15 protein-coding genes and 4 pseudogenes are annotated in these 19,384 nt (G+C 67.9%); 12 read left to right on the forward strand and 7 right to left on the reverse strand.

Annotated features, from left to right (window positions below; all coding sequences use genetic code 11):
* Positions 1–180: 180 nt before the first annotated feature.
* Positions 181–1,005 (reverse strand): annotated as a pseudogene (locus tag ABT147_RS40060) (IS5 family transposase).
* A gap of 1,007 nt (positions 1,006–2,012) precedes the next feature.
* On the opposite strand from ABT147_RS40060, the gene ABT147_RS40065 reads away from it, so the two are divergent.
* Genes ABT147_RS40065 through ABT147_RS40075 form a run of 3 tightly spaced genes read left to right on the forward strand, consistent with a single transcriptional unit; the run spans position 2,013 to position 5,061 of the window.
* Positions 2,013–3,125: a bifunctional DNA primase/polymerase gene (locus tag ABT147_RS40065; RefSeq protein WP_351415894.1), complete on the forward strand. Its 1,113-nt coding sequence runs from the start codon at positions 2,013–2,015 to the stop codon at positions 3,123–3,125.
* The gene (locus ABT147_RS40070; RefSeq protein ID WP_351415896.1) at positions 3,122–4,663 is read left to right on the forward strand and encodes a DNA primase family protein; all 1,542 of its coding nucleotides are present in this window, start codon (positions 3,122–3,124) and stop codon (positions 4,661–4,663) included. The genes ABT147_RS40065 and ABT147_RS40070 overlap by 4 nt, the downstream gene beginning before the upstream one ends.
* A complete protein-coding gene (locus ABT147_RS40075; RefSeq protein WP_327349085.1) occupies positions 4,660–5,061 on the forward strand; it encodes a DUF6009 family protein in 402 nt (133 codons plus the stop codon). Before ABT147_RS40070 ends, ABT147_RS40075 begins: the two co-directional genes overlap by 4 nt.
* Before the next feature lie 153 nt (positions 5,062–5,214).
* On the opposite strand, the pseudogene ABT147_RS40080 reads toward ABT147_RS40075, so the two are convergent.
* The 3 genes and pseudogenes from ABT147_RS40080 to ABT147_RS40090 form a co-directional block, all read right to left on the reverse strand.
* Positions 5,215–5,337: pseudogene (locus ABT147_RS40080) on the reverse strand (ISAzo13-like element transposase-related protein); the annotation flags it as partial.
* Between the two features lie 124 nt (positions 5,338–5,461).
* Positions 5,462–6,892 (reverse strand): group II intron reverse transcriptase/maturase, encoded by a 1,431-nt coding sequence (gene ltrA / locus ABT147_RS40085; RefSeq protein WP_351415899.1) that lies wholly within the window; start codon positions 6,890–6,892, stop codon positions 5,462–5,464.
* A 556-nt stretch (positions 6,893–7,448) separates the two neighbouring features.
* A pseudogene (locus tag ABT147_RS40090) lies at positions 7,449–7,571 on the reverse strand (ISAzo13-like element transposase-related protein); the annotation flags it as partial.
* Between the two features lie 30 nt (positions 7,572–7,601).
* On the opposite strand from ABT147_RS40090, the pseudogene ABT147_RS40095 reads away from it, so the two are divergent.
* The 5 genes and pseudogenes from ABT147_RS40095 to ABT147_RS40115 all read left to right on the forward strand — a co-directional run.
* Positions 7,602–7,721, forward strand: a pseudogene (locus ABT147_RS40095) (IS6 family transposase); the annotation flags it as partial.
* A gap of 482 nt (positions 7,722–8,203) precedes the next feature.
* Positions 8,204–8,557 carry a hypothetical protein gene (locus tag ABT147_RS40100; RefSeq protein ID WP_327349086.1) on the forward strand — a complete coding sequence of 118 codons (354 nt, stop codon included), beginning with the start codon at positions 8,204–8,206 and terminating at the stop codon, positions 8,555–8,557.
* 12 nt (positions 8,558–8,569) lie between these two features.
* Positions 8,570–9,286: a TSUP family transporter gene (locus tag ABT147_RS40105; protein WP_327349087.1), complete on the forward strand. Its 717-nt coding sequence runs from the start codon at positions 8,570–8,572 to the stop codon at positions 9,284–9,286.
* A 206-nt stretch (positions 9,287–9,492) separates the two neighbouring features.
* The gene (locus ABT147_RS40110) at positions 9,493–9,735 is read left to right on the forward strand and encodes a hypothetical protein (RefSeq protein WP_351415902.1); all 243 of its coding nucleotides are present in this window, start codon (positions 9,493–9,495) and stop codon (positions 9,733–9,735) included.
* 59 nt (positions 9,736–9,794) lie between these two features.
* The gene (locus tag ABT147_RS40115; RefSeq protein ID WP_351415904.1) at positions 9,795–11,012 is read left to right on the forward strand and encodes a hypothetical protein; all 1,218 of its coding nucleotides are present in this window, start codon (positions 9,795–9,797) and stop codon (positions 11,010–11,012) included.
* An 89-nt stretch (positions 11,013–11,101) separates the two neighbouring features.
* Here ABT147_RS40115 and ABT147_RS40120 read toward each other — a convergent pair whose 3' ends face one another.
* A complete protein-coding gene (locus ABT147_RS40120) occupies positions 11,102–12,334 on the reverse strand; it encodes an MFS transporter (protein ID WP_351415907.1) in 1,233 nt (410 codons plus the stop codon).
* A 206-nt stretch (positions 12,335–12,540) separates the two neighbouring features.
* A complete protein-coding gene (locus ABT147_RS40125; RefSeq protein ID WP_351415962.1) occupies positions 12,541–12,894 on the reverse strand; it encodes an ATP-dependent DNA ligase in 354 nt (117 codons plus the stop codon).
* A gap of 113 nt (positions 12,895–13,007) precedes the next feature.
* Between ABT147_RS40125 and ABT147_RS40130 the strand changes: the two genes are divergently transcribed.
* Positions 13,008–13,265, forward strand: coding sequence for an ATP-dependent DNA ligase (locus ABT147_RS40130; protein WP_351415908.1), 258 nt, complete (start codon positions 13,008–13,010; stop codon positions 13,263–13,265).
* On the opposite strand, the gene ABT147_RS40135 is transcribed toward ABT147_RS40130, so the two are convergent.
* On the reverse strand, positions 13,252–14,895 hold the full coding sequence (locus ABT147_RS40135) for an eCIS core domain-containing protein (protein ID WP_351415910.1): 1,644 nt from the start codon (positions 14,893–14,895) through the stop codon (positions 13,252–13,254). The genes ABT147_RS40130 and ABT147_RS40135 overlap by 14 nt on opposite strands.
* Positions 14,896–15,515: 620 nt before the next feature.
* Here ABT147_RS40135 and ABT147_RS40140 point away from each other — a divergent pair.
* Genes ABT147_RS40140 through ABT147_RS40150 form a run of 3 tightly spaced genes read left to right on the forward strand, consistent with a single transcriptional unit; the run spans position 15,516 to position 18,371 of the window.
* Positions 15,516–17,066: a phage tail sheath family protein gene (locus ABT147_RS40140; RefSeq protein ID WP_327349094.1), complete on the forward strand. Its 1,551-nt coding sequence runs from the start codon at positions 15,516–15,518 to the stop codon at positions 17,064–17,066.
* A 23-nt stretch (positions 17,067–17,089) separates the two neighbouring features.
* Positions 17,090–17,611 (forward strand): phage tail protein, encoded by a 522-nt coding sequence (locus tag ABT147_RS40145; RefSeq protein WP_327349095.1) that lies wholly within the window; start codon positions 17,090–17,092, stop codon positions 17,609–17,611.
* Positions 17,612–17,624: 13 nt separating this feature from the next.
* The gene (locus ABT147_RS40150) at positions 17,625–18,371 is read left to right on the forward strand and encodes a hypothetical protein (RefSeq protein ID WP_351415913.1); all 747 of its coding nucleotides are present in this window, start codon (positions 17,625–17,627) and stop codon (positions 18,369–18,371) included.
* The last annotated feature ends 1,013 nt before the right edge of the window (positions 18,372–19,384 follow it).

Genomic DNA, 19,384 nt, shown 5'->3' on the forward strand with positions numbered 1-19,384 from the left:
TCCGCACCGCTTCCCGACGCCGCCGTGCTCCAGGCGTCAGCCCGCCCCCATCCGCGTATCTCACACGCCACGGACTACCGACAACACCACACCCACATCAGCAAGTTCAGCAAACATCACCCCTAACGAGCCGAGATCAGTAAGTGAGGGTTTGATTCCCGGTTGTCCGTTTCATTTGGCTTAACTGTCGCGCCAGTTCGGGGTGGACTCGTGGGTGAGGCGGCGGGTCATGAGGTTGATGCCGGCCAGTTGGATCATGGCGGCTGAGCGGTGGGGGTGGGTTTCGTAGTCGCGGGCCAGGCGGCGGCGGTGCATGAGCCGGCCGAGGGTCCGTTCGATGACCCAGCGGCGGGGCTGGACGTGGAAGCCGCGGGTTGTGGGGTCGCGCTGGACTATCTCGAGGTCGATGCCGAGCTGGGCGGCGTGTTCCACCGCTTTGGTCTTGTAGCCGTTGTCGGCCCAGGCTTTGGTGATGGTGGGGTGGTGTTCGGCGATCTCGGTGAGGAGTTGGGTGCCGGCGGCGGAGTCGTGGACGCTTGCGGCGGTGACAGCGACGGCAAGGACGAGACCGAGTGTGTCGGTGACGATGTGGCGTTTGCGGCCGATGATCTTCTTGGCCGGGTCGATGCCTTGGCTGGTCAGGGGGACGGTGGCGGAGGTTTTGATGCTCTGGCTGTCGATCAGGCAGGCGCTGGGCTCGCTGGTGCGGCCTTCGGCCTGGCGGACTTTGCCGCGTAACAGTCAGGTCAGTTGGCCGAGGATGCCGTCGGCTTGCCAGTGGGCGAAGTAGCCGTAGACGGTCTGGTGGGGCGGGAAGTCGTGGGGCAGGTAGCGCCAGGGAATGCCGGTGCGGTCGACGTAGAGGATGGCGTTCATCAGCGTGCGCAGGTCGTGGGTGGGTTTGCGGATGCCGTCGCGGGCCTGTCGCCAGGCTTCGAGGGTGGGGCGGATGAGTTCCCAGCGGGCGTCGGACAGGTCGCTGGGGTAGGGCCGGGAAAGCTGCATGGTGCCTGGGTATCGGGGGCTGGCCGGACTGTGCAGGGCGTGTGCGGGAGCGTTGGGTGTACCGGGGCGTGCGTCCTCCCTCTCGGGTGAACCGGTAGGTTTCTGAATGAGACAGGAGCTTTGGTAAGGAACCCGGCGCATAACTGGTCTGCTGATTGCTGCAGAAGCCGCATTTCCGGCGGATCGCTTGGTTCGGCGCTTGCGCCTGGTCGCTGAAAATTGCGATGAACCGCCCAGGCGTATCAAACCCTCACTAAAGCCTGCCTTCGGCAAGCGGCGCCGTAGGTGGCCAATGTGATCCTCCGGACCGGGCTCGTCACGACCCTGCGCGTGCGACGTTGACCGAGTCGCTACTGGCCGGACCCAAGGCACGGTTTCGTCAGCGCTGAGCATGACAAGCTTGACGGCTTGCGACCAGGAGTATCTGGCGCTGGGTCCGAATCGGGCGATCCAGCCAGAGCTGACGGTCTCTGGAGCGACTGAAGCGACCAACAGCTCGAGTCCCCTAACAGCAGCTCCATACCGAAGGGTGTTGTCGGATGCAGAGTCGCTTCAGTCGCTTCAGTCGCTCGGGTCGCTCCTGGCCGCGATGGCACAGCGACTGAAAGAGCAGCTACTCAGCCAGCACACAGTCGCTGAGTAGCTGAAGGACGTTAGCGCAGGTCAACGGGTTGCAACGATGCGTACAGCGACCGAAGCGACTCAAAGTCGGAGTATATGAAGCCGTTGGGGTGTGTGCGTGTGCGTCATATATAGGAAGCTTCAGTCGCTTCAGTCGCTGTTCGGGAGTCCGGATGGCATCTGAACTGGGATCTTCTCAAAGCGGTTGCGCAGCTACCGAACCATCCTCAGTCGCTGCCGGGCGTGTTCGGTAGCTACGGTGCCGTGCTGGGTCGCATCTCGACACGGCATTCGGGTTCCTTCGCTTGTACTCCACAACCGCACGGGCCACATTCGCTACGCTGTGTCCGTCGTTGAGTCGCTTCGGTCGCTGATAGGGGGTGCGTATGCCTGCTGAGCTGCGTCTTTTCGACAGCGACTCACGACAGCCCGCCCCCGAGTCTTCAGCCGCTGTCTCCCTGGCCATCGCCAGCTGGTGCGCCCGCCGCGGCTGGCCCGTGCACCCCCTCGCTGCAAGCCGCAAGACGCCAGCCGCGAACTGCTCCGCATGCCGCTCGACCCCGCACCCGCCCGTCGGGTGCCCGTGCCTTCCCGCAGGGCGCTGGTGCCACGGCTTTCACGCCGCCACCCTCGACCAACGCCGTATCGCCGAATGGTGGGGCGACCACCCAGAATTTGGTGTCGGTGTCGCCTGCGGCCCGGCCAGCCTCGTCGTCATCGACATCGATGCCCACCCCACCCAGCCGCCCACTCGCGACCGGGTACTGCCCGGCATCCCGATCGGCGACCACGTCGACCTCACCGGCCTGGCCAACGGATTCCACACGCTGGCCGTCCTGGCCGCCCTACGCGGCCAGCGCAGCCCCGCAGAGGACGACACCACGCTGCGCGTCCGCACACCCTCAGGGGGCCTCCACGTCTGGTACCGGACCGCGGACAACCGCCGCTGGCGCTGCTCGTCAGGCTCCAGCCAAGGCGCGGCCCTGGCCTGGCAGGTTGATGTCCGGGCCCACGGCGGCTACATCGTCGCCCCGGGCACCACCACCCGCGACGGCACCTACACTCCGCTCGACGACGTTCGTGAACCCGCCGCGCTGCCATCCTGGCTGGCTCAGGAACTCGAACGCACCGGACATCTGCCCGCCCCGAGCATGCACGCCCCTCGACTGGTCCCGCCCCGCGCGCAGCAGGCGGTCCTCGCCGCAGGCGGCGGCCGCGACCGCACCGAGCGCCTGCTCGCCTCCGTTCTTGCCCCTGTCGAGGAGTGCGGCCAAGTCACCGAAGGCGCCGGGTTCTCCGACACGCTCAACCGTGCCGCCTACACCCTGGGAGGCCTCGTCGCCGCAGGCCGGCTCACCGAGGAAGAAGCCGAACTCGCCCTTACTGAGACCGCGGCTGCAGCCCGCCCGGGCCAGGAGCGGCGTGCCGCGCAGATCATCCGCAGCGGCCTGGCCGCCGGCCGCCAACACCCCCTCCACCTGCGAAGGGGTCCCCGATGAACGCACCAGACCACGAGACAGCGGCCCTCTTCGAGTTCGACGCCGAAGCCGTCGCCGCGGAGATCCGCCAGCAGACCCACACCGCCCCAGCCACCACCGTCGCCCTGCCCGCCCAGACAGACGTCTCCCGCGCGGCAGCCGGAGAAGCAACCTCGGCAGGCCTGTTGCCCGACACCCTGACCGATCGCGGCAACGCCAAGCTGTTCGTCAAGCTGTACGCCAACGACTACCGGCACGTCCCCGGGATGGGCTGGTACCGGTGGGACACCACCCGATGGCAGATCGACGAGGACGACACTGTCCTGTGGGCCGCCGGAGACCTCGCCGAGGCCATCGCCGGCCACGACCCGCGCGGCCTGTTCACCGCCCAGTCATTGCACGCCCACCGACGGCGCGCACTGTCCACCACGGGCATGAACGCCATGCTCTCGCAGGCCAAGTCCGCTCCCGGAATGGTTCTCAACGCCGCCCTGCTGGACGCCGACCCCTACGCGCTGTGCACCCCCGACGGCATCGTCGACCTGCGCACCGGCCTGGTGAAGACCCCGGATCCGAACAAGGACTTCCACTCCCGCTCCACCACCGTCGGCCCCAAAACCATGCCCACCCCCCGCTGGGAACGCTTCCTGACCGACACCTTCGGCGCAGACCCGGAAGACCAGCAGATGATCAGGTACCTGCAGCTGCTGCTCGGCTACTCCGTCACCGGCGACGTCGGCGGCCAGGTCCTGCCCTTCCTGTTCGGCTCCGGCAAGAACGGCAAGTCTGTCCTACTGGACGTCCTGATGAAACTCCTCGGCGACTACGCGGACGCGGCCCCGCCCGGCTTCCTGATGGCCCGCCCCTTCGAAGGCCACCCCACCGACCTGGCCGAACTCCACGGCCGACGCGTCATCGTCTGCTCCGAGGTCAAGCCAGGAGACAAATTCGACGAGGGCCGCGTCAAGTTGCTCACCGGCGGCGACCGCATCAAGGCCCGCCGCATGCGACAGGACTTCTTCGGCTTCAACCCCACCCACAAGCTCTGGCTGCTGGGCAACCACCGGCCCGAAGTCGGCACCGGCGGCTTCGCGTTCTGGCGCCGTATGCGCCTGATCCCCTTCGAACGCGTCGTCCCCGACCACCGCAAGATCGACAACCTGGCCGACCTCCTCGTCACCGAGGAAGGCCCCGGCATCCTCGCCTGGCTCGTCGACGGCGCCCGCCGCTACCTCGCCGGCGACCGCGACCTCACCGGACCCGAACGCGTCCGCATCGCCACCAGCGCCTACGCGGAGACCGAGGACCACACCGGCCGCTTCTACGAAGAATGCTGCACGCTCGGCACCGACCTGCGCGCCGAGCAGACCGCCCTCTACGCCGCCTACCGGGCCTGGTGCCACACTGAGGGGGCACCAGCCATGTCATCGCGCGCGTTCGCCGCCCGCACCCGCGAACTCGTCGGACTGGCCTCGCCCAAGGAGATGATCCTGTCCAACCAGCGCAAGCACTACCCCGGCATCGGACTGCTCACCGACCAGGAGAGGGACCGCACGTGAGTTCCCTGATCACCGAGGACGAGATCAGCCACGAAGCCGACATCGTGTGGCTGGAGGACATCGAGACCCTCGACTACGTACGCCAGAGCCTGGACCGACTGCCCACCCGCAAAGGCCGGCCCGCCTACCACCGCGACGGACGCATGATCGGCTACGCCCTCCTCGGGCCCACCGCCAAGGCCTCCCGCGCCTCCGGCACCTTCCGCCGCCGCGTCTTCTGGCTCCTGCCCCACGACCGCGACAGCCAGCCCACCGGCCTCTACGCCAAGAGCGCCCCCGCCGAAGGCGTCGACCCCCGCACCCTCGAACCCCGCGTCAAGGGGTACAAGACCGAACGCTCCGAAGGCGGACCGCCTTCAACGGCCATGCAGGAACTGGGGATAACGCTCCCGCTGTAAGTGGTGTCAGCGGTCACGCATTTCGGCTCTGTCGGGGATCTTGTGATGCTCCTTCAACGGCAGGGGTGGCGAGTCACTTCGCAGCCCGTTCTGCCGGCACTGACTCAAGGCGGAGAAGTTCTTCGGCGGAACAGTCGGAATCAGGATCTTCTAGGCCACGATGGTCAGGCCGGTCTTGGTTGTTGTGGTGGCGATGGTCTCGAGGACGACCTGGTAGCTGGTCAGCGGCCGCCCCTGCCAGTTCGCGGTGATGTGACAGAACATCCGGTGGTGAAGTAGGCCCGAAGCGCGGTCTCGTCTCTCGAGCGAGCCGTTTCTTCGGGCCTCTTCCCGCACCCGGCGTGCCACTCTCATGGCACCGGGCGCTCCACAAGTCCCGTCTCACTGCCCCTGTTGATCTTCATCCGGTGGTCAGCCAGGGGGAAGGGATGACCGTTCCCCGGTATCGGTAGCGCGTCGTGCGTACCTTGCCGGGATCGAACAGTGTCCGTTCCTCCCCTGCTGGCCACCATCCCCCACCGCAGTAAAGACGGCGGAGATCCTTCCTGTTGATCCGGAGATGCTTGCGACGCAGCCACTTCATGACCTGGCTCCACGTGTACGAACTCAGGTACTGGAAGGTCGCGCTGGACACTCCGGGGCGGAAGTACATGCACCAGCCGAACAGCATCCGGTTGATCTGGATGAGCAGTTCGTCCAGTGGCAGGCCGGTGGCCGTTCTGCGGCGTATCGCCTTGACCTTGCCCATCGCGGCCGTCAGGGCCTTGCGCGAGGGGTAGGTGTAGACGTAGCTGCGGCTGGATCCGCGTTGGCGGTGGCGCTGGATGCGCCATCCGAGGAAGTCCAGCCCCTCGTCGATGTGGGTGATCAGGGTCTTCTCCACGGACAGGCGCAAGCCCATCGTGGACAACACCTCCGCGATCTCCTCGCGCAGAGATTCGGCGTCGTCCTTGGAGCCCTTGACCATCAGGCACCAGTCGTCCGCGTACCGGGTAAGCCGGTAGTTGGGGAGACCTTGACGACGCCGCTTGGTCCGCGCCCAAGGCGTAGACCTCGGGCCCCCCGGAGACTGGGCGATGTGCTCGTCCAGGACCGAGAGAGCCACGTTACTCATCAACGGCGAGAGAATTGAACCCTGTGGGGTACCGGCGCTGGTCTCTCGAAGTACCCGGTCCTCACCGAGGATGCCCGACTTCAAGAACGCCTTCACCAAGATCAGGACACGTTTGTCTCCGACGCGCTTCCGCACCCGGTCCATCAGGGCGGAGTGTGAAATCTCGTCAAAGCAGGCCTTGATGTCGCCCTCCACGATCCACTCATAAGACTTGGACGTGAAGAACCGCACCTCGGCCACCGCGTCATGAGCCCGGCGGTTCGGACGGAACCCGTAGGAACACGGGAGGAAATCCGTCTCGAAGATCGGCTCCAGCACCAGCTTCAAGGATGCCTGCACCACCCGGTCCGCGATCGTGGCGATCCCCAACCGGCGCAGCTTCCCGCCCGCCTTGGGGATCATCCGCTCCCGCACCGGCAGCGGACGGAAACTACGGTCCTTGATGCTCTCCCGCAGTCCGCCGAGGAACTCCTCGACGCCCGTCCGCTCCGCGATGGACGCTGCGGTGCGGCCATCCACCCCGGCGGTCTTCGCACCCTTGTTACCCCGCACCCGATCCCACGCGACCAGAAGGAACGCGGGATCGGAACAGAGGTTGAACAGGTCATCGAACCTGCGATGAGGATCATCACGGGCCCAACGGTGCAGCTTGGTCTGGATCTCCAGTACCCGTCGCTCCGCCACATACGTGACGGCCTCCAGTTCGTCGGTATTCACCGGCGAGGACCTCCTGGTCTTCCAGTGCTTCGGCCACGGACTTGCTGGCCCCCTTCGCCATGTACGCACCTCTCGTAGGCTCGGACTATTACGGGGCCTCCGCCACGTACTGGAGCCGTCAGTCGACAACGGGCCTGCCCACCGGCTGACTGGATGCCAGCCGGGAAGGGCGGTTCCAGCACGCTTCCCACGTTCACCACTTTCCGGTCGACGAGCGAGCCGTCCAGCTCTACCCCGACAGCATCGCCACGCCTACGCCGCAGGCATTCAACGTGGCCTCCTCGCCAGCATCGAGAGACCGGCTTCGAAGTCGCCGCCCGGCAAGCGGACGGCGTGCGCTGCAACCGGCCCAGATCCTCCAGGTTGGAGCCGGTGGAACACTTACGGGACGTCAGGTACTGGTTCCTCTCGTACGGCGTCTCGTCTTGCTTGCCGGACCCGCGCCGTCTGGAAGTGCCGACGCGCTCCGTCGTTGTCAGGGCTGCTCTTACCTCCCCGTGCGTCTCCACGGATCGGCTGCCCTCAGCTTCGCCGGACTACTGCGACAGTCCGGCGGTAGGGGTCTTGCACCTCTACCCGGTAACAGCGGCGCCTCGTGGCGCACCTCTATCTTGTTCCACTTCGAAGTCCCCGTCGGTAGGTGACAGACCGTGATCTCCAGGCCGCTCTCTCGTGCGAAGGTGGCAGGTCCTTTCGGACCTGCCACCGTCCTCACTTCCGGCCCTGTCGACACCTGATGACCGCTGCCGCCCACCGAGCCGAGATGAGCATCCGCTTCGCAATCTGGGAGCAGATCACCGGCGTCGCCGGCCTCGCCATCGCTGCCTGAGCACAGCCCGGAACCGAGCTGCACCACGCCTCGACGCCATCAGACATCTACCCACCCAACAACGTGACAGCGCCCCCGGTCACCTACCAGATGGAGCAACGGTCTGATCGAGTCCTGTACGTCTGGTGCGCCGCGACCCTGTAACGGGTGTCGTACTGGCGGGGATTCACCCCGGGGGTGTAAGGCAGGCGGTCATGCGCGCTAGGTCAAGGGACGTCCCCGCTGCCTTCGCAGCCGATATGACCTGCCGACTGTGCCGGTATTTCGACTTTCAACTCCCCGTCTGTGTGCGGGGATACCTAGGCGCTGAGCATCCTGCTCGCTGAGATGCGGATTGCTGCGGTGGGACACATGCTGATGGTGTAGCCGGTTATACCCGTGCTCTGGATTCGTCCATCAGACTGCTGCAGCGGTTGACCGCGCTGTTCATCTCTCCAGCCGCTCGTGCGGGGTGTACATACCGCGAGGAAGGTGAGCGAGTCATGACCAAGCCACTGATCCGAGAAGTAGGCAACGCGACCCCGGATGACACGAAAGCGCAAGTTCGTGAGAGCCTCACACAGTCTGGCCTTGACTCCTTCGACGCGATCGTCGAGCGACTGGCCGAATCAGTTCCCCGCACCCTGAATGAAGTTCCCGCGACACTGGTCGGAAATCTGGACGGCGGCGTCGTCACGGAGCCGCCTGAGCATCAGATCCCCGAAATGATGGTGGTGATCGACGGAGAGACCAACGAACCCGAAGTGATCAAGCAATTCGATGGGCAGGCACTGTACTGCAGGCCTGGGCTCGACTCCAAGCGAAACGAGGTCCTTTACTGCTTCATTGCGAGCTGAGGGAGGATACCGATGGATCCGCATCTGCTTCCTCTTGTCTTCGTGGCTGTTGCTGCGGCATTCACACTCTCTGCTTCGGCAGGGTTCGGAGGCAGCCTCATTCTCGTTCCCACGCTGGCGCTTGTGCTCGGCACGAAATCTGGGGTGGCGCTGGCGGCACTCCTTCTTGCCGCGAACAATCTGGTGAAGGTCTTCGCATACCGGAAGACGCTCCCCTATCGGAAAGCCGCCGCAATAATCGTTCTGGTCGCGGTGGGGGCTTTTCTGGGGGCCAAGTTGCTGGTTTCTGCGCCCGATCGGGCGGTGACCATCGCGGTCATTGTCAGCTTTGCTGCGGCGTTTCTGGTCGAATCACTCGATCTTACCCGTTGGCGGCGGGCGAGTTCCCCGGTGCTGGCGTTCGCCGCGGGAGCGACATCCGGATTCAGTGGCACTTCCGGCCCTCTGAAGGGGCTTGCTGTCCGCGGGCTTTCCTTGGACCGACTCCACCTCGTCGGCGCACTTTCCTTGGCATCGCTTGTCGGAGATGCCACAAAAACCGCCGTCTGGACGGATGCCGCACTGCTCGGAGGAGGGGACTATCTCATCGCCCTGGTCTGTCTGCCGCTGATGTTCGCGGCAACGTTCCTTGGTAGACGCTTTAACACCAAAATCGGCGAGCGCGGATACACCGGACTCTTCTGGACGGTGATGGTGGGCTACACCGGGCGCCTACTAGCCGGCTTGTGAGTGGAGAGTAGACAGGCGTGATGCACCCTTCAATTATCAACTCCATAGTTGAACGTTCGCAAAAACCCGGAACGAGCTACAGGCGGAGCTTGTCCGAGGATTTGACGGCAGGTGGTGTGAGAGGCCTAATGAATGTAATGGCGGAATGTGATTGTTTATCTGCCCATAATTTCAGTGGATAGTCCGAATCGAAAGGTGGATGGCGCATGTCGAACGAGATCCGCGGCGATGGCCCCGAGTACACGGCGGAGGACGCTGCCCTGGGACATGCCGGAGAGGCTCAGTCGCTTCCCCAGGGAGAACCGAGGGCGCTGGACGAGTCCGCAGACCAGCCCGAGACGCCGACACCCCACCAGCTTGACGCGCGCGAGAGGAGGTTCACCGGACCCCGCAAGCCGATGGGCCCCGCCCAGGGCCAGGCGCCGGAATCCGTCCCCGAAGAGCCGTGACCGATGGCCCTGCCCCTCACACAGGGCCACGTCCCAGCTCGCTAAGGAGCGCTACTGCCATGGCGAATGTCCAACTCATCAGGAACGTCGGCCTCGACGATGCCGCCACCAGCACCCAGACGAGCACCGTCAACGAGCCCACCGTCGCAGCATCCAACAGCAACGTCTTCTACACCTGCAACTGGTCCGCCGCCAGAAGCACCACCGGCGGCAAGGACTGGGAACACGTCGATCCGTTCACCGCCCTGCCCTCGGCTGCCGACGGATTCTGCTGCGACCAGATCGTCGTCTATGAGCCCAGCCGGGACATCTGGATCTGGATCCTCCAGTACATCGCGGTCCCCGGCGGCAACAACGTCTTCCGGATCGCCGTCGCTCCGGGAGCGAACCCGGGCGCGTGGCACTGGTGGGACTTCAGTCCCAGCAACCTCGACTCCTCCTGGACAGACCTGTGGTTCGACTATCCGGACGCGGCCTTCAGCAGCAACCACCTGTACGTCACCTTCAACGTGTTCAACTCCGCCGACCAGTGGAAGCGCGCGGTGGCCTTCAAGCTCCCCCTCGACCCGCTGCGCTCGGGTTCCGGCCTGACGTACCAGTGGTGGTCGACCACGAAGAACGGTTCGCTTCGCCTCACCCAAGGTGCTGCAGGCAGCATGTTCTTCGCCAGCCACAACGGCGGGACGACGCTGCGGGTCCACGGCTGGCCGGACAGCTCGAACACGATAGGTTCGTTCGACGTCCAGATGAGCCCGTGGAGTTCCGGTCCGTACAGTGCACCGGGACCCGACGGCGCGGAGTGGCTCGACCGGGTCGACTCGCGGATCACGGGCGCCTGGGTGAGCGGTACCCGTGCGGGCTTCCTGTGGACCGCAGCACCTATATCCGGTCGACCGAAACCGTATGTGAAGGGCGCGGTCGTCGACGTCACCACTCACCTGCTGGTGGAGCAACCCGACATCTGGAACGCGGACTCTGCCTTCGCCTATCCCGCGGCCTGTCCGAACGCCCAAGGCGTCGTCGGCGTCTCACTGGCCTTCGGCGGAGGGAGCCGGCACCCCTCGCACGTTGTGGGCTTCCGCGACGGCGGTGAGTGGCGACTGGCCATCACCCGAACCGGCACCAACGGACCGAACGGCGGAGCATGGGGCGACTACGTCTCCTGCCGTCGGCACCACCCGAGTTCATCGCAGTGGGTGGCCTCGGGAGTGACTCTGCAAGGCGGTACCGACCGACGCCACGTCGAGCCCCAGTACGTGCACTTCGGCGTCGGCTGACCGCATACGGCTTCCCCGCCGCTCATCGCGAGGAGATTCCGCCAAGCTCCCGGACTGAGCCTCTGGGAGCTTCGGCGTTCGTCCAGCACTCAGCGCCGAAGCATCCGGGAACTGACCATCAGCCCGGCCAACGCGACGAACATCCAGGCTGTCAGGTAAACGAAAGCGGCGGCGGGCGAGAAAACGGTCCACAGAACGCCGGTAACGGTGGACGCGGCCAGGTTCCCGAAGGACTGGATGGCGGCAAGCATGCCGAAGGCGGAGCCGCGCAGGTTCTCGGGAGCGAGGGCCGCAACCGCCGAGTGCTGTGCGGTCTCGACGGCGCCGATGCCGAGGCCAGCCAGAATGAAGGGGACGGTGAGGAACGCGACGGCGGCTGCGTCGACGATGAACAGCCCGTAGGAGAAGGCGAAGCTGGCGACACCGCAGGCCAAGACGACGACCGGCCCGCGTCGGCCGAGCCTGTCGGAGAGCCGGCCTGCGGGAATGGCTACCAGCGAAGCGGTGATGTTGTACGAGACGTAGAGACCGAGCGCGATCGTGGTCGCGGCCTTCGCGCCGTGCGCTGGTTCAAACTGTTCCGACACCCGCAGGATCAGCAGTGTCACGGCGACATTCCCGACCTCGAAGGCCGCTACTGCAGCCATCAGCCTGCCAAGGTCGCCCTGCAGGACCGGCTTGATCCGGATCTTGAGCGGCACTTTGACCCGGGGCTGGGAGGTGGGAGTGCGGCGGATAGCGTAGACGATCGCGACAGCGGCCAGTAAACCGGGAATGACGGAGAGCCCGATAGCCCAGGTGACGCCAAGCCAGGCAACCAGACCGAGGGCCAGGAGAGGACCGAAGATCGCGCCCAGGTTGTCCATCATCCGCTCAAAGCCGTAGGCGCGTCCGTAGGCCCCGGCAGGAACGATGTCGGCGAGGAGGGCATTGCGTGCGGGGACGCGCAGGCCACGGGCGGTCCAGGCCGCAGCCCGCAACAGGCCGACCTGCCAGACCGTGGTCGCCCCGGCGGTCGCGGCGCCGAGAACGGCAGTGGCCGCATAGCCACCCACGGCGACCTTGCGGCGCCGGGACGGATCATCCGCCAGGACGCCGCCACCGAACCTGGCCGCGCCAGCCAGGGCGTCGGAGACCCCTTCGATCACACCCAAAGCCGCCGCCGGAGCGCCGAGGGACGTAAGCAAAGACGGCAGCAGCGCGGTGGGGATTTCATGGCCGACATCAGCAAGGAAGCTGGCGGAGCCGATGCCTTTGACGCCCGGAGTGAGCCATCGATCCAAGTCGCGGGCGCTGTTGGTAGGCGGCACATTCTCGCTCATATCTGGCAGTCTGCCTGGGCGCCCCGGATGTACCTCGCCCAATGCCCCCGCCGATTGCCTTTGTAACGAGGCATAAGCCGGAAGTGCAGGCGCTGCGTCCGGTCGCTGATTCAGAATGCAGGGGGGACAGCCCCGAGCGGTCGGCGAAAGCACGGGTCGTCCTCAGCCGGGTTGCGCGTCGGCGGGGCCGCCGCGCCCGGCCGCCGTCAGTGCGGCGGTGACGTCAGGCGGGGGATGCCGGCGGGGGAGAGGTCGGGGCGGGCACTGTGCCAGCGTGCGGAGTGTCGCCACCGGCCGGAGGCGTCGCGGGTGAACACGGACTCGAGCGCGGCCCTGTGCCGCCGGTACGGCCAGCGTGTCGTGTCGGTTCCGGACAGCCGCAGCAGATCGAATGCGACGAAGTGGGCCGGCCGCTCGTCAGCCGCCCGGGCCGCCCCGGCGTCGCGCCGCTGAAGCCGGTTCTGCAGCTGCTCGAAGGCGAGCCGGCCTGCGGCGTCCCATACGACCAGCTCGCCGTCCAGCGCGGTCGCGTTCGGCAGCTGCGCGGCCCCGGCCTCGATCTCTGATGGTCTGTGGGGGAGTGTCCGTTGGTCTTCGTCGTCGGAGTGTCAGGCGCACGTGCGGTGACCTGGTGGTTGACACTGATGGGTAGTGCTCACCGTTGCTGGCAGGAGTGACGAAGGGCCATGTCATTCTCACGCCGACCACCAACCGCGCCCAGCTGGCCTGCCGTGGCGACAGCGTGCTGCTGCGCTCGCGGCAGGGCACCGACATGACGGCGGCGTTCCCGGAGATCCGCGCCGCCGCCCTCGCCCAGCTGCCCGAGCAGACCGGTCTGGATGGCGAGCTGGTGGTGTGGGAGTCGGGACGCACTGTGAGCCGTGTTCTTCGCCGCCCCGGCAGTAGGGCCTTTGAGCTCACATTCCTCTGAGCAGGAGCTCCACCTCCTGCGCCGCCTCGGCCTGGATCTCGGCTTCCGTGACGACGGCCTCGGCCGCCAGCATCTTGGCGTCGGCTTCAGCGATCAACGCCGAGATGCGCACGACCAGTTGCTCGGCCGTGGGCGCCTTCTCCGGCGTGAGGAGTTGAGGCGCGACGAAGGCCAGGATTGCCGCGACGGCGAGAACACCGATGGCAACCTGTGCCTCCCGCCCGGCCGGCTCGATGCCCCTTCTCCATGCCACGTAGCGCCGCTGCGCCAGCAAGAACTCCCGGCGGCCCCGGATCAGGCTCTCCGTGGCGCGGCGCAGGTCCCCGGTCCGTACCGAGGAGTCCACCGCCGCGAGCGAGGCGAAGGCGTTGAGCCAGATCGTCTGGGGTGGGACGGGTCCGTTGAAGAGCTGGTTGGTCCAGTAACCCGCGAACCCGGAGAACGATGGCCGCTCGATGAGCTCGGCCTGGATGCGGTGTTCGCCGGAGTAGTGATCGAACTGTCTGCGGAGTTTCCGCGCGCCCTCCGCCAGCGCTGCCAGGGCCTTGGCCTTCGCGTCCGCCTCACGTGAGGGTTGTGGTGCCTCCTGTTCCCGGTTCTTCCGGGTACGCCGGTACACCTGGTAGAGGATCAGCCCTTCCCTGCCCACTGGGTGCTCCGTGGCGGCGGTGCAGAGCACGCAGTCGGGGTTGCCCTCCAGCGGGCCCAGGACATGGGGCGGGAACCACGTGGCGTTCACGCGGTTCCACGGGTGTCCTCCGTGCTTGGTCTGGAGCAGTTCGGCGAGCCGGTACTCCTCACCGAGTTGTCTCTGCCCCTCCTCCGCGTAGCTGGCCGTCTTGATCTCGTAGATCGTCCGGGCGGTGAAGTCCATGATGTCGGGTGCCCGTTGGCGCCGGATTCCGCGCAATTCCGCCAGAAACTCCTGCGCCAACTTCGCGTCCTCCGCTCCCCGCGGGAGGGTGATCCCGTAGTCCGGGTTTCCGCCGTAGAGGAAGTCGGAACCCACCAGGATCTGGTCGCGTGGTCCTGCGTGCGTGGCCCGGTACGTCTTCTCCAGGAGACGGTTCGCCGGGCCGTACACCGTCGCCGGTGCCGCACTCTCCGGCTGCCACTCCGGTGGCTCCGGACACGCCTCGCCGGGGTGGAGTTGTACCGTCCCGGCCTCGGGCGCCTGCCAGGTGTGCGGCAGCGACCCGGCCGTTACGGCCAGGTCGGCGGCCCGGTGGGCTTCCCGCTCGGTGGCGGCGTCGGGACGGCTCACCGACTTCGGCGGTTCGGTGAGTCCGCGCTGCTGTCGTACGTGGGCCAGCTCGTGGGCGAGGAGTCGGCGTCCCGACGCGGTACTGGGTGCGTACCGACCCGGCGCGAAGACGATCGAGGTGCCGGTCGTGAGCGCGGCGGCTCCCAGCGCCCGTGTCGAGACGGGATCGCTGTACACCCGTACGTCCCCGAAGTCGTGACCGAAGCGGCTGTTCGCCCAGGCTCGGGTGACCGGGTCCAGCGCGGTGCCGCCCGTTTTGGCGGCGTGCGCCAGGTTTAGGGCGAGGAAGTCGGCGGGCTGCCGGGCGTCGGCCGCCGGGCGCTGCTGCGCGGCGCAGAGGGCAGCCGACGTGTGGTGCGATCGCACACCCCCATCGTCCCGCCGGCTCGGTGTGGCGGCAACACGGGCGTCAGGGCACTGCCAGGCACGCCAGCATGTCGATCCGCACGCTCTGGTCGCCGTCGTGGCCGACCGACAGCGTGTCCAGGCCGCCCGGCAGGACGGCCCGCACCGCGTCCGCCCCCCCACACCAGCAGGACGCCGTCGACGGTCAGCGGCGGCACGGCCTCCGGCGTCCCCTCGGCGCTGAAGGTGACCGTGGCCGGCTGCCCCGCCTCCGTCCGGGCCCGGACGGCCAGCAGAACCGGATCACCCTTGTCCGGCAGCAGCACCACCTGCTCGTGGTCGCCGGACTGACCGGTCGGAGCGAGCGTCACGGACGTGAAGGTGTAGGACTCCGGATCCAGCACCGTCGACATCGGCAGCGTGGGTCCCTCGGAGACCGCGACGGACGCGCTCACGGACACCTGCACCATGCGAATCCTCCACCTCGGCCATACGGTCCGTACCGGGCTGCAAGCTTCGCACCGCCTCTGTCAGCGCGGCGTCACGCTGCTGTCACGGGGCCTCGCATGTGACGGCGCTGTGACGATGGCTTGACACGGCGCTGGAACGATCCGGCCGAGGTCCTTGCCGAAGGAGTCAGCATGCCCAAACCCTCACTGGGCGCCCCCGGTGTCTATCTGACGGAGGCCCCCAGCGGAAACCGGACCGTCACCGGAGTCACCACCGCTGTCACGGCTTTCGTCGGCCGTGCCCTGCGCGGACCGGTCGACGAAGCCGTGACGCTCACATCGCTGGCCCAGTTCGAGCAGGTCTTCGGCGGCCTGTGGCGAGACAGCGCGTTGGGGTACGCCGTGCGCGACTTCTACCTGAACGGCGGCGGGACGGCACTCGTCGTCCGTCTCGCCGGTGGCGCGACGAGCGCCGAGCTGGACGTGAACGGCCTGCGGTTGATCGCCTCCGGCCCCGGCTCGTGGGCCAACCACCTGACGGCCCGGGTGACCCACCCCGTCGCGCGGGACGCCCGCGAGATCGCCCACGCCGAGACCTTCGACGACGAGGACCTCTTCCACCTGGAGATCCGGGACACTCGCCCCGGCAGCAGCGACGCTCCCGAGGTCTTCCTCAACGTCACGCTGGTCGACGGGCCGCGCCGGGTGGACCGGGTGCTGGCGGAGTCCCGGCTCGTCCGCGTGGACACCATGCCCGAGGGCCTTGCCCGGCCGGGTGAGGGAACGTACGACACGGCCGCCGGCCAGGGGGACGACGGCCGCGACCTCGTCGTGGAGGACTACCTCGGCGGGGAGGGCACCCAGTTCGAGGCCGACGGCCTGGGCCTTCACGCACTCGGCCGCGCCGACCTCTTCAACCTGCTGTGTCTGCCGCCGTCACGCCCGGACGGTGACCTGCCGCCCAGCCTGTGGCCGGCGGCCCTCGGTCTGTGCGCGGCGCGCCGGGCGTTCCTGCTCGTGGACCCGCCCGTCGGCATGCGCCCCGCCGCCTTCCCCCAGTGGGTCGCGGACCTGGGGTTGTCCGGCGAGCCCTCACGCAACGCGGCCGCCTACCTGCCGCGGATCCGGCGCGCCGATCCGCTGCGCGACGGTGCCATCGGCGCGTTCGTGCCCTGCGGGGGGCTCGCCGGGGTCATGGCGCGGACCGACGCGTCACGGGGCGTCTGGAAGGCGCCAGCCGGGCTCGACGCGGGCATCGTCGGCGCCACCGGGCTGGAACATGTCACGGGCGACGGCGAGAGCGCTCTGCTCAATCCACTGGGCATCAACTGCCTGCGCACCTTTCCCCAGGCAGGGGTGGTGGTCTGGGGCGCTCGGACCCTGCGCGGCGCGGACACGCTCGCCGACGACTACAAGTACGTGCCGGTCCGCCGGTTCGCGCTCTACCTGGAGGAGAGCCTGTACCGGGGAACCCAGTGGGTCGTCTTCGAACCCAACGACGAGCCGCTGTGGAGCCAAATCCGTACCTCCCTCGGCTCGTTCATGCAGGATCTCTTCCGCCAGGGCGCCTTCCAGGGGCGGACTCCCCAGGAGGCCTACTTCGTTGCCTGCGACGCCGAGACGACCACGCGGTACGACATCGACCGCGGCGTCGTCAACATCCTGGTCGGGTTCGCACCGCTGAAGCCCGCCGAGTTCGTCGTCATCAGTGTTCAGCAGAAGACTGCCGGCGCGGTGGGCTGACGCACCGGGCCCGAAGGAGCGAGATGGCCGACTTCACGATCAACGCGACACGCTTCGACCCGTACAAGAACTTCAAGTTCAGGGTCAAGTGGGACGGCCGGTACGTGGCCGGTGTCAGCAAGGTGGGCGCCCTGCGGCGGACCACCGAGGTGGTCAAGCACCGGCACGGAGGGGATCCGAGCACCAGCCGGAAGTCTCCCGGGCGCACCGAGTACGAGGCGATCACCCTGGAACGCGGCGTCACCCACGACCCGGACTTCGAGCAGTGGGCGAGCAAGGTGTGGAACTGGGGGACGGGGCTCGGCGCCGAGAGCTCGCTCAAGGACTTCCGCAAGGACGTCATCATCGAGGTCTACAACGAGGCCGGGCAACTGGCGCTCGCCTACACGGTCTACCGGTGCTGGGTCTCCGAGTTCCACGCTCTGCCGGACCTCGACGCCAACGCCAACGCGGTCGCCATCCAGTCGATCAAGCTGGAGAACGAGGGCTGGCAGCGCGACCTCGCTGTGACCGAGCCGACCGAGCCCTCGTTCGCCCCGTCGTGAGAGTCGGCTGAGCGTGCAGGCCGGGAAGACCGCGGTACGCAACCTCGCCGATCCCGCGTACCTATTGACGGCGTGGGAGCAGGCTCTGGCTGTGCCTCCCGTCGCACGCGTGACCGTGCTGCTGCACTTGGCCGGGCTCGTCGACGACCTGGACGAAGCGCTCGACTCCGCGACCGGGCGGTGTTCGGCGCTGGCGGCCGAAGCGCACCGTATCGCCTTCGGGCGGGACGTCGACGGGCTAGTGCACTGTCCGGCGTGCGGCGAACTGCTCGAGGCACGGGTGCGGTTGCCTTCCTCGGCCGACGTGCCGGTCGCCGAGCCGCCGGCGGATCCCGGCGAGGTGCGGGTCGGCGGGTACGCGGTCCGTGCGCCGACCGTGCGGGACCTCCTGGCCGCCGCGGTCGATCCCGGCGAGGCACGCGCCGTGCTGCTGACCCGCTGTGTGCGCAGGCTTGACGGGCGGCCTTTCGACCCGTCCGCGCTGACCTCGGACGAGAAGTCACGGGTGGACGAGGCCGCCGAACGGCTCGCGGGCGATGCGGATGTGGTGCTGTGCGCGGAATGCCCCGCATGCGCGGGCTGTGTGGTGGCGACGCTCGACTTGGGTGCGATGCTGTGGGACCAGGTCGAGGCGGCGGCCCCCGCCCTGATCGCGGAGGTGGCCGCCCTCGCCCGCGCCTTCGGGTGGAGCGAGCGGGCGGTCCTGGCGATGTCACCGACCCGGCGACAGCGCTACCTCACGCAGGCGGCCGCGCTGTGACCGGCTACTTCGACCGGATGGTGGCCCGTGCGCTCGGCCGCGAGCCCCGGCTCGTCCTGCGGCGGCGCTCCCCCTACGAACCGGCCGGCAACGGGACCCGACAAGACCTGACGGACAAGGCCGCCGGGACCGAGGAGTTTGCCCCGGCGCCGCCCGGGGACGGCCCTCCTGCACCCGGCCCGCTCACGCTCGAGACCGTGATCGGCGAGCAGACAGACGGCGCCCACCAGCCTCCGTCGGTGATCGGCGAGCGGTCGGACAGCGCCCGTCGGCCTCCGTCGGTCGAGGCGACCGGGCAGCCGGCGCACCGAGCCACCGGTGCCGAGCGTCGCGCGCTCCGCGAGCCGGGCTCCTCGACGCCGGGGCGGTACGGCCCTGTCCCGGTGGTGCGGCGCGATGACGGCTCGAACACCGACCCCGTGGCGTCGCAGCCCGAACCGTACGACCGGGAGCGGTCTGGCGCGACGGGCACAGCGAATACTGGAGACGTTTCGGTCGTCTCCCGCCCCTGGCCACTCGGTGAGGAGCCGCCCCCGACGCTTCGCGGCGCGGCTGAGAGCGGCCTCGGAGCGCCCATCGGGCCCCTGATGGGGCCGCCTGCCGCTGAGCTCGAACCCGACGCAGCCACGGATGCCCGCCACGGTGTGGCGTCCATGGCGGCGTCGGACGATCTGGCGAACACCGCAGGGAACGCGCTCCCACCGGCCGCCGAGCCCACTCCGCACCCGGTGGCCGACGACCACCGCACATCGCGGCGCGCCCCGCGGCGCACGAGTCCACCCGGGACGGCGGACCGCTCCACGCGGGGCGGTCCGGAGCAACCCTCGGATAGCAGTGGCACGTCCCGTCCCGCGGAACCCGGCCGACCCCCCACCGGGTCGCCCCTGACCGAGGCGCCCCCTCAGCCGCCGCACATCGCCGTCCACCACCCCGTGGCCACCGCCCCGACAGCTCCCACCACCAGCAAGTCACAGCGGCCCGGCAGAGCGCGCCCCAGCACACCGCCAGGCACG

This window comes from Streptomyces sp. NPDC001868 (genome assembly GCF_040297125.1).
GTDB lineage: Bacteria > Actinomycetota > Actinomycetes > Streptomycetales > Streptomycetaceae > Streptomyces.

Coding starts and splice junctions, on each gene's coding strand:
- ABT147_RS40115 (WP_351415904.1), top strand. CDS start 9,795: ATGGCGAATGTCCAACTCATCAGGAACGTCGGCCTCGACGATGCCGCC.
- ABT147_RS40070 (WP_351415896.1), top strand. CDS start 3,122: ATGAACGCACCAGACCACGAGACAGCGGCCCTCTTCGAGTTCGACGCC.
- ABT147_RS40140 (WP_327349094.1), top strand. CDS start 15,516: ATGCCCAAACCCTCACTGGGCGCCCCCGGTGTCTATCTGACGGAGGCC.
- ABT147_RS40110 (WP_351415902.1), top strand. CDS start 9,493: ATGTCGAACGAGATCCGCGGCGATGGCCCCGAGTACACGGCGGAGGAC.
- ABT147_RS40100 (WP_327349086.1), top strand. CDS start 8,204: ATGACCAAGCCACTGATCCGAGAAGTAGGCAACGCGACCCCGGATGAC.
- ABT147_RS40120 (WP_351415907.1), bottom strand. CDS start 12,334: ATGAGCGAGAATGTGCCGCCTACCAACAGCGCCCGCGACTTGGATCGA.
- ABT147_RS40105 (WP_327349087.1), top strand. CDS start 8,570: ATGGATCCGCATCTGCTTCCTCTTGTCTTCGTGGCTGTTGCTGCGGCA.
- ABT147_RS40145 (WP_327349095.1), top strand. CDS start 17,090: ATGGCCGACTTCACGATCAACGCGACACGCTTCGACCCGTACAAGAAC.
- ABT147_RS40065 (WP_351415894.1), top strand. CDS start 2,013: ATGCCTGCTGAGCTGCGTCTTTTCGACAGCGACTCACGACAGCCCGCC.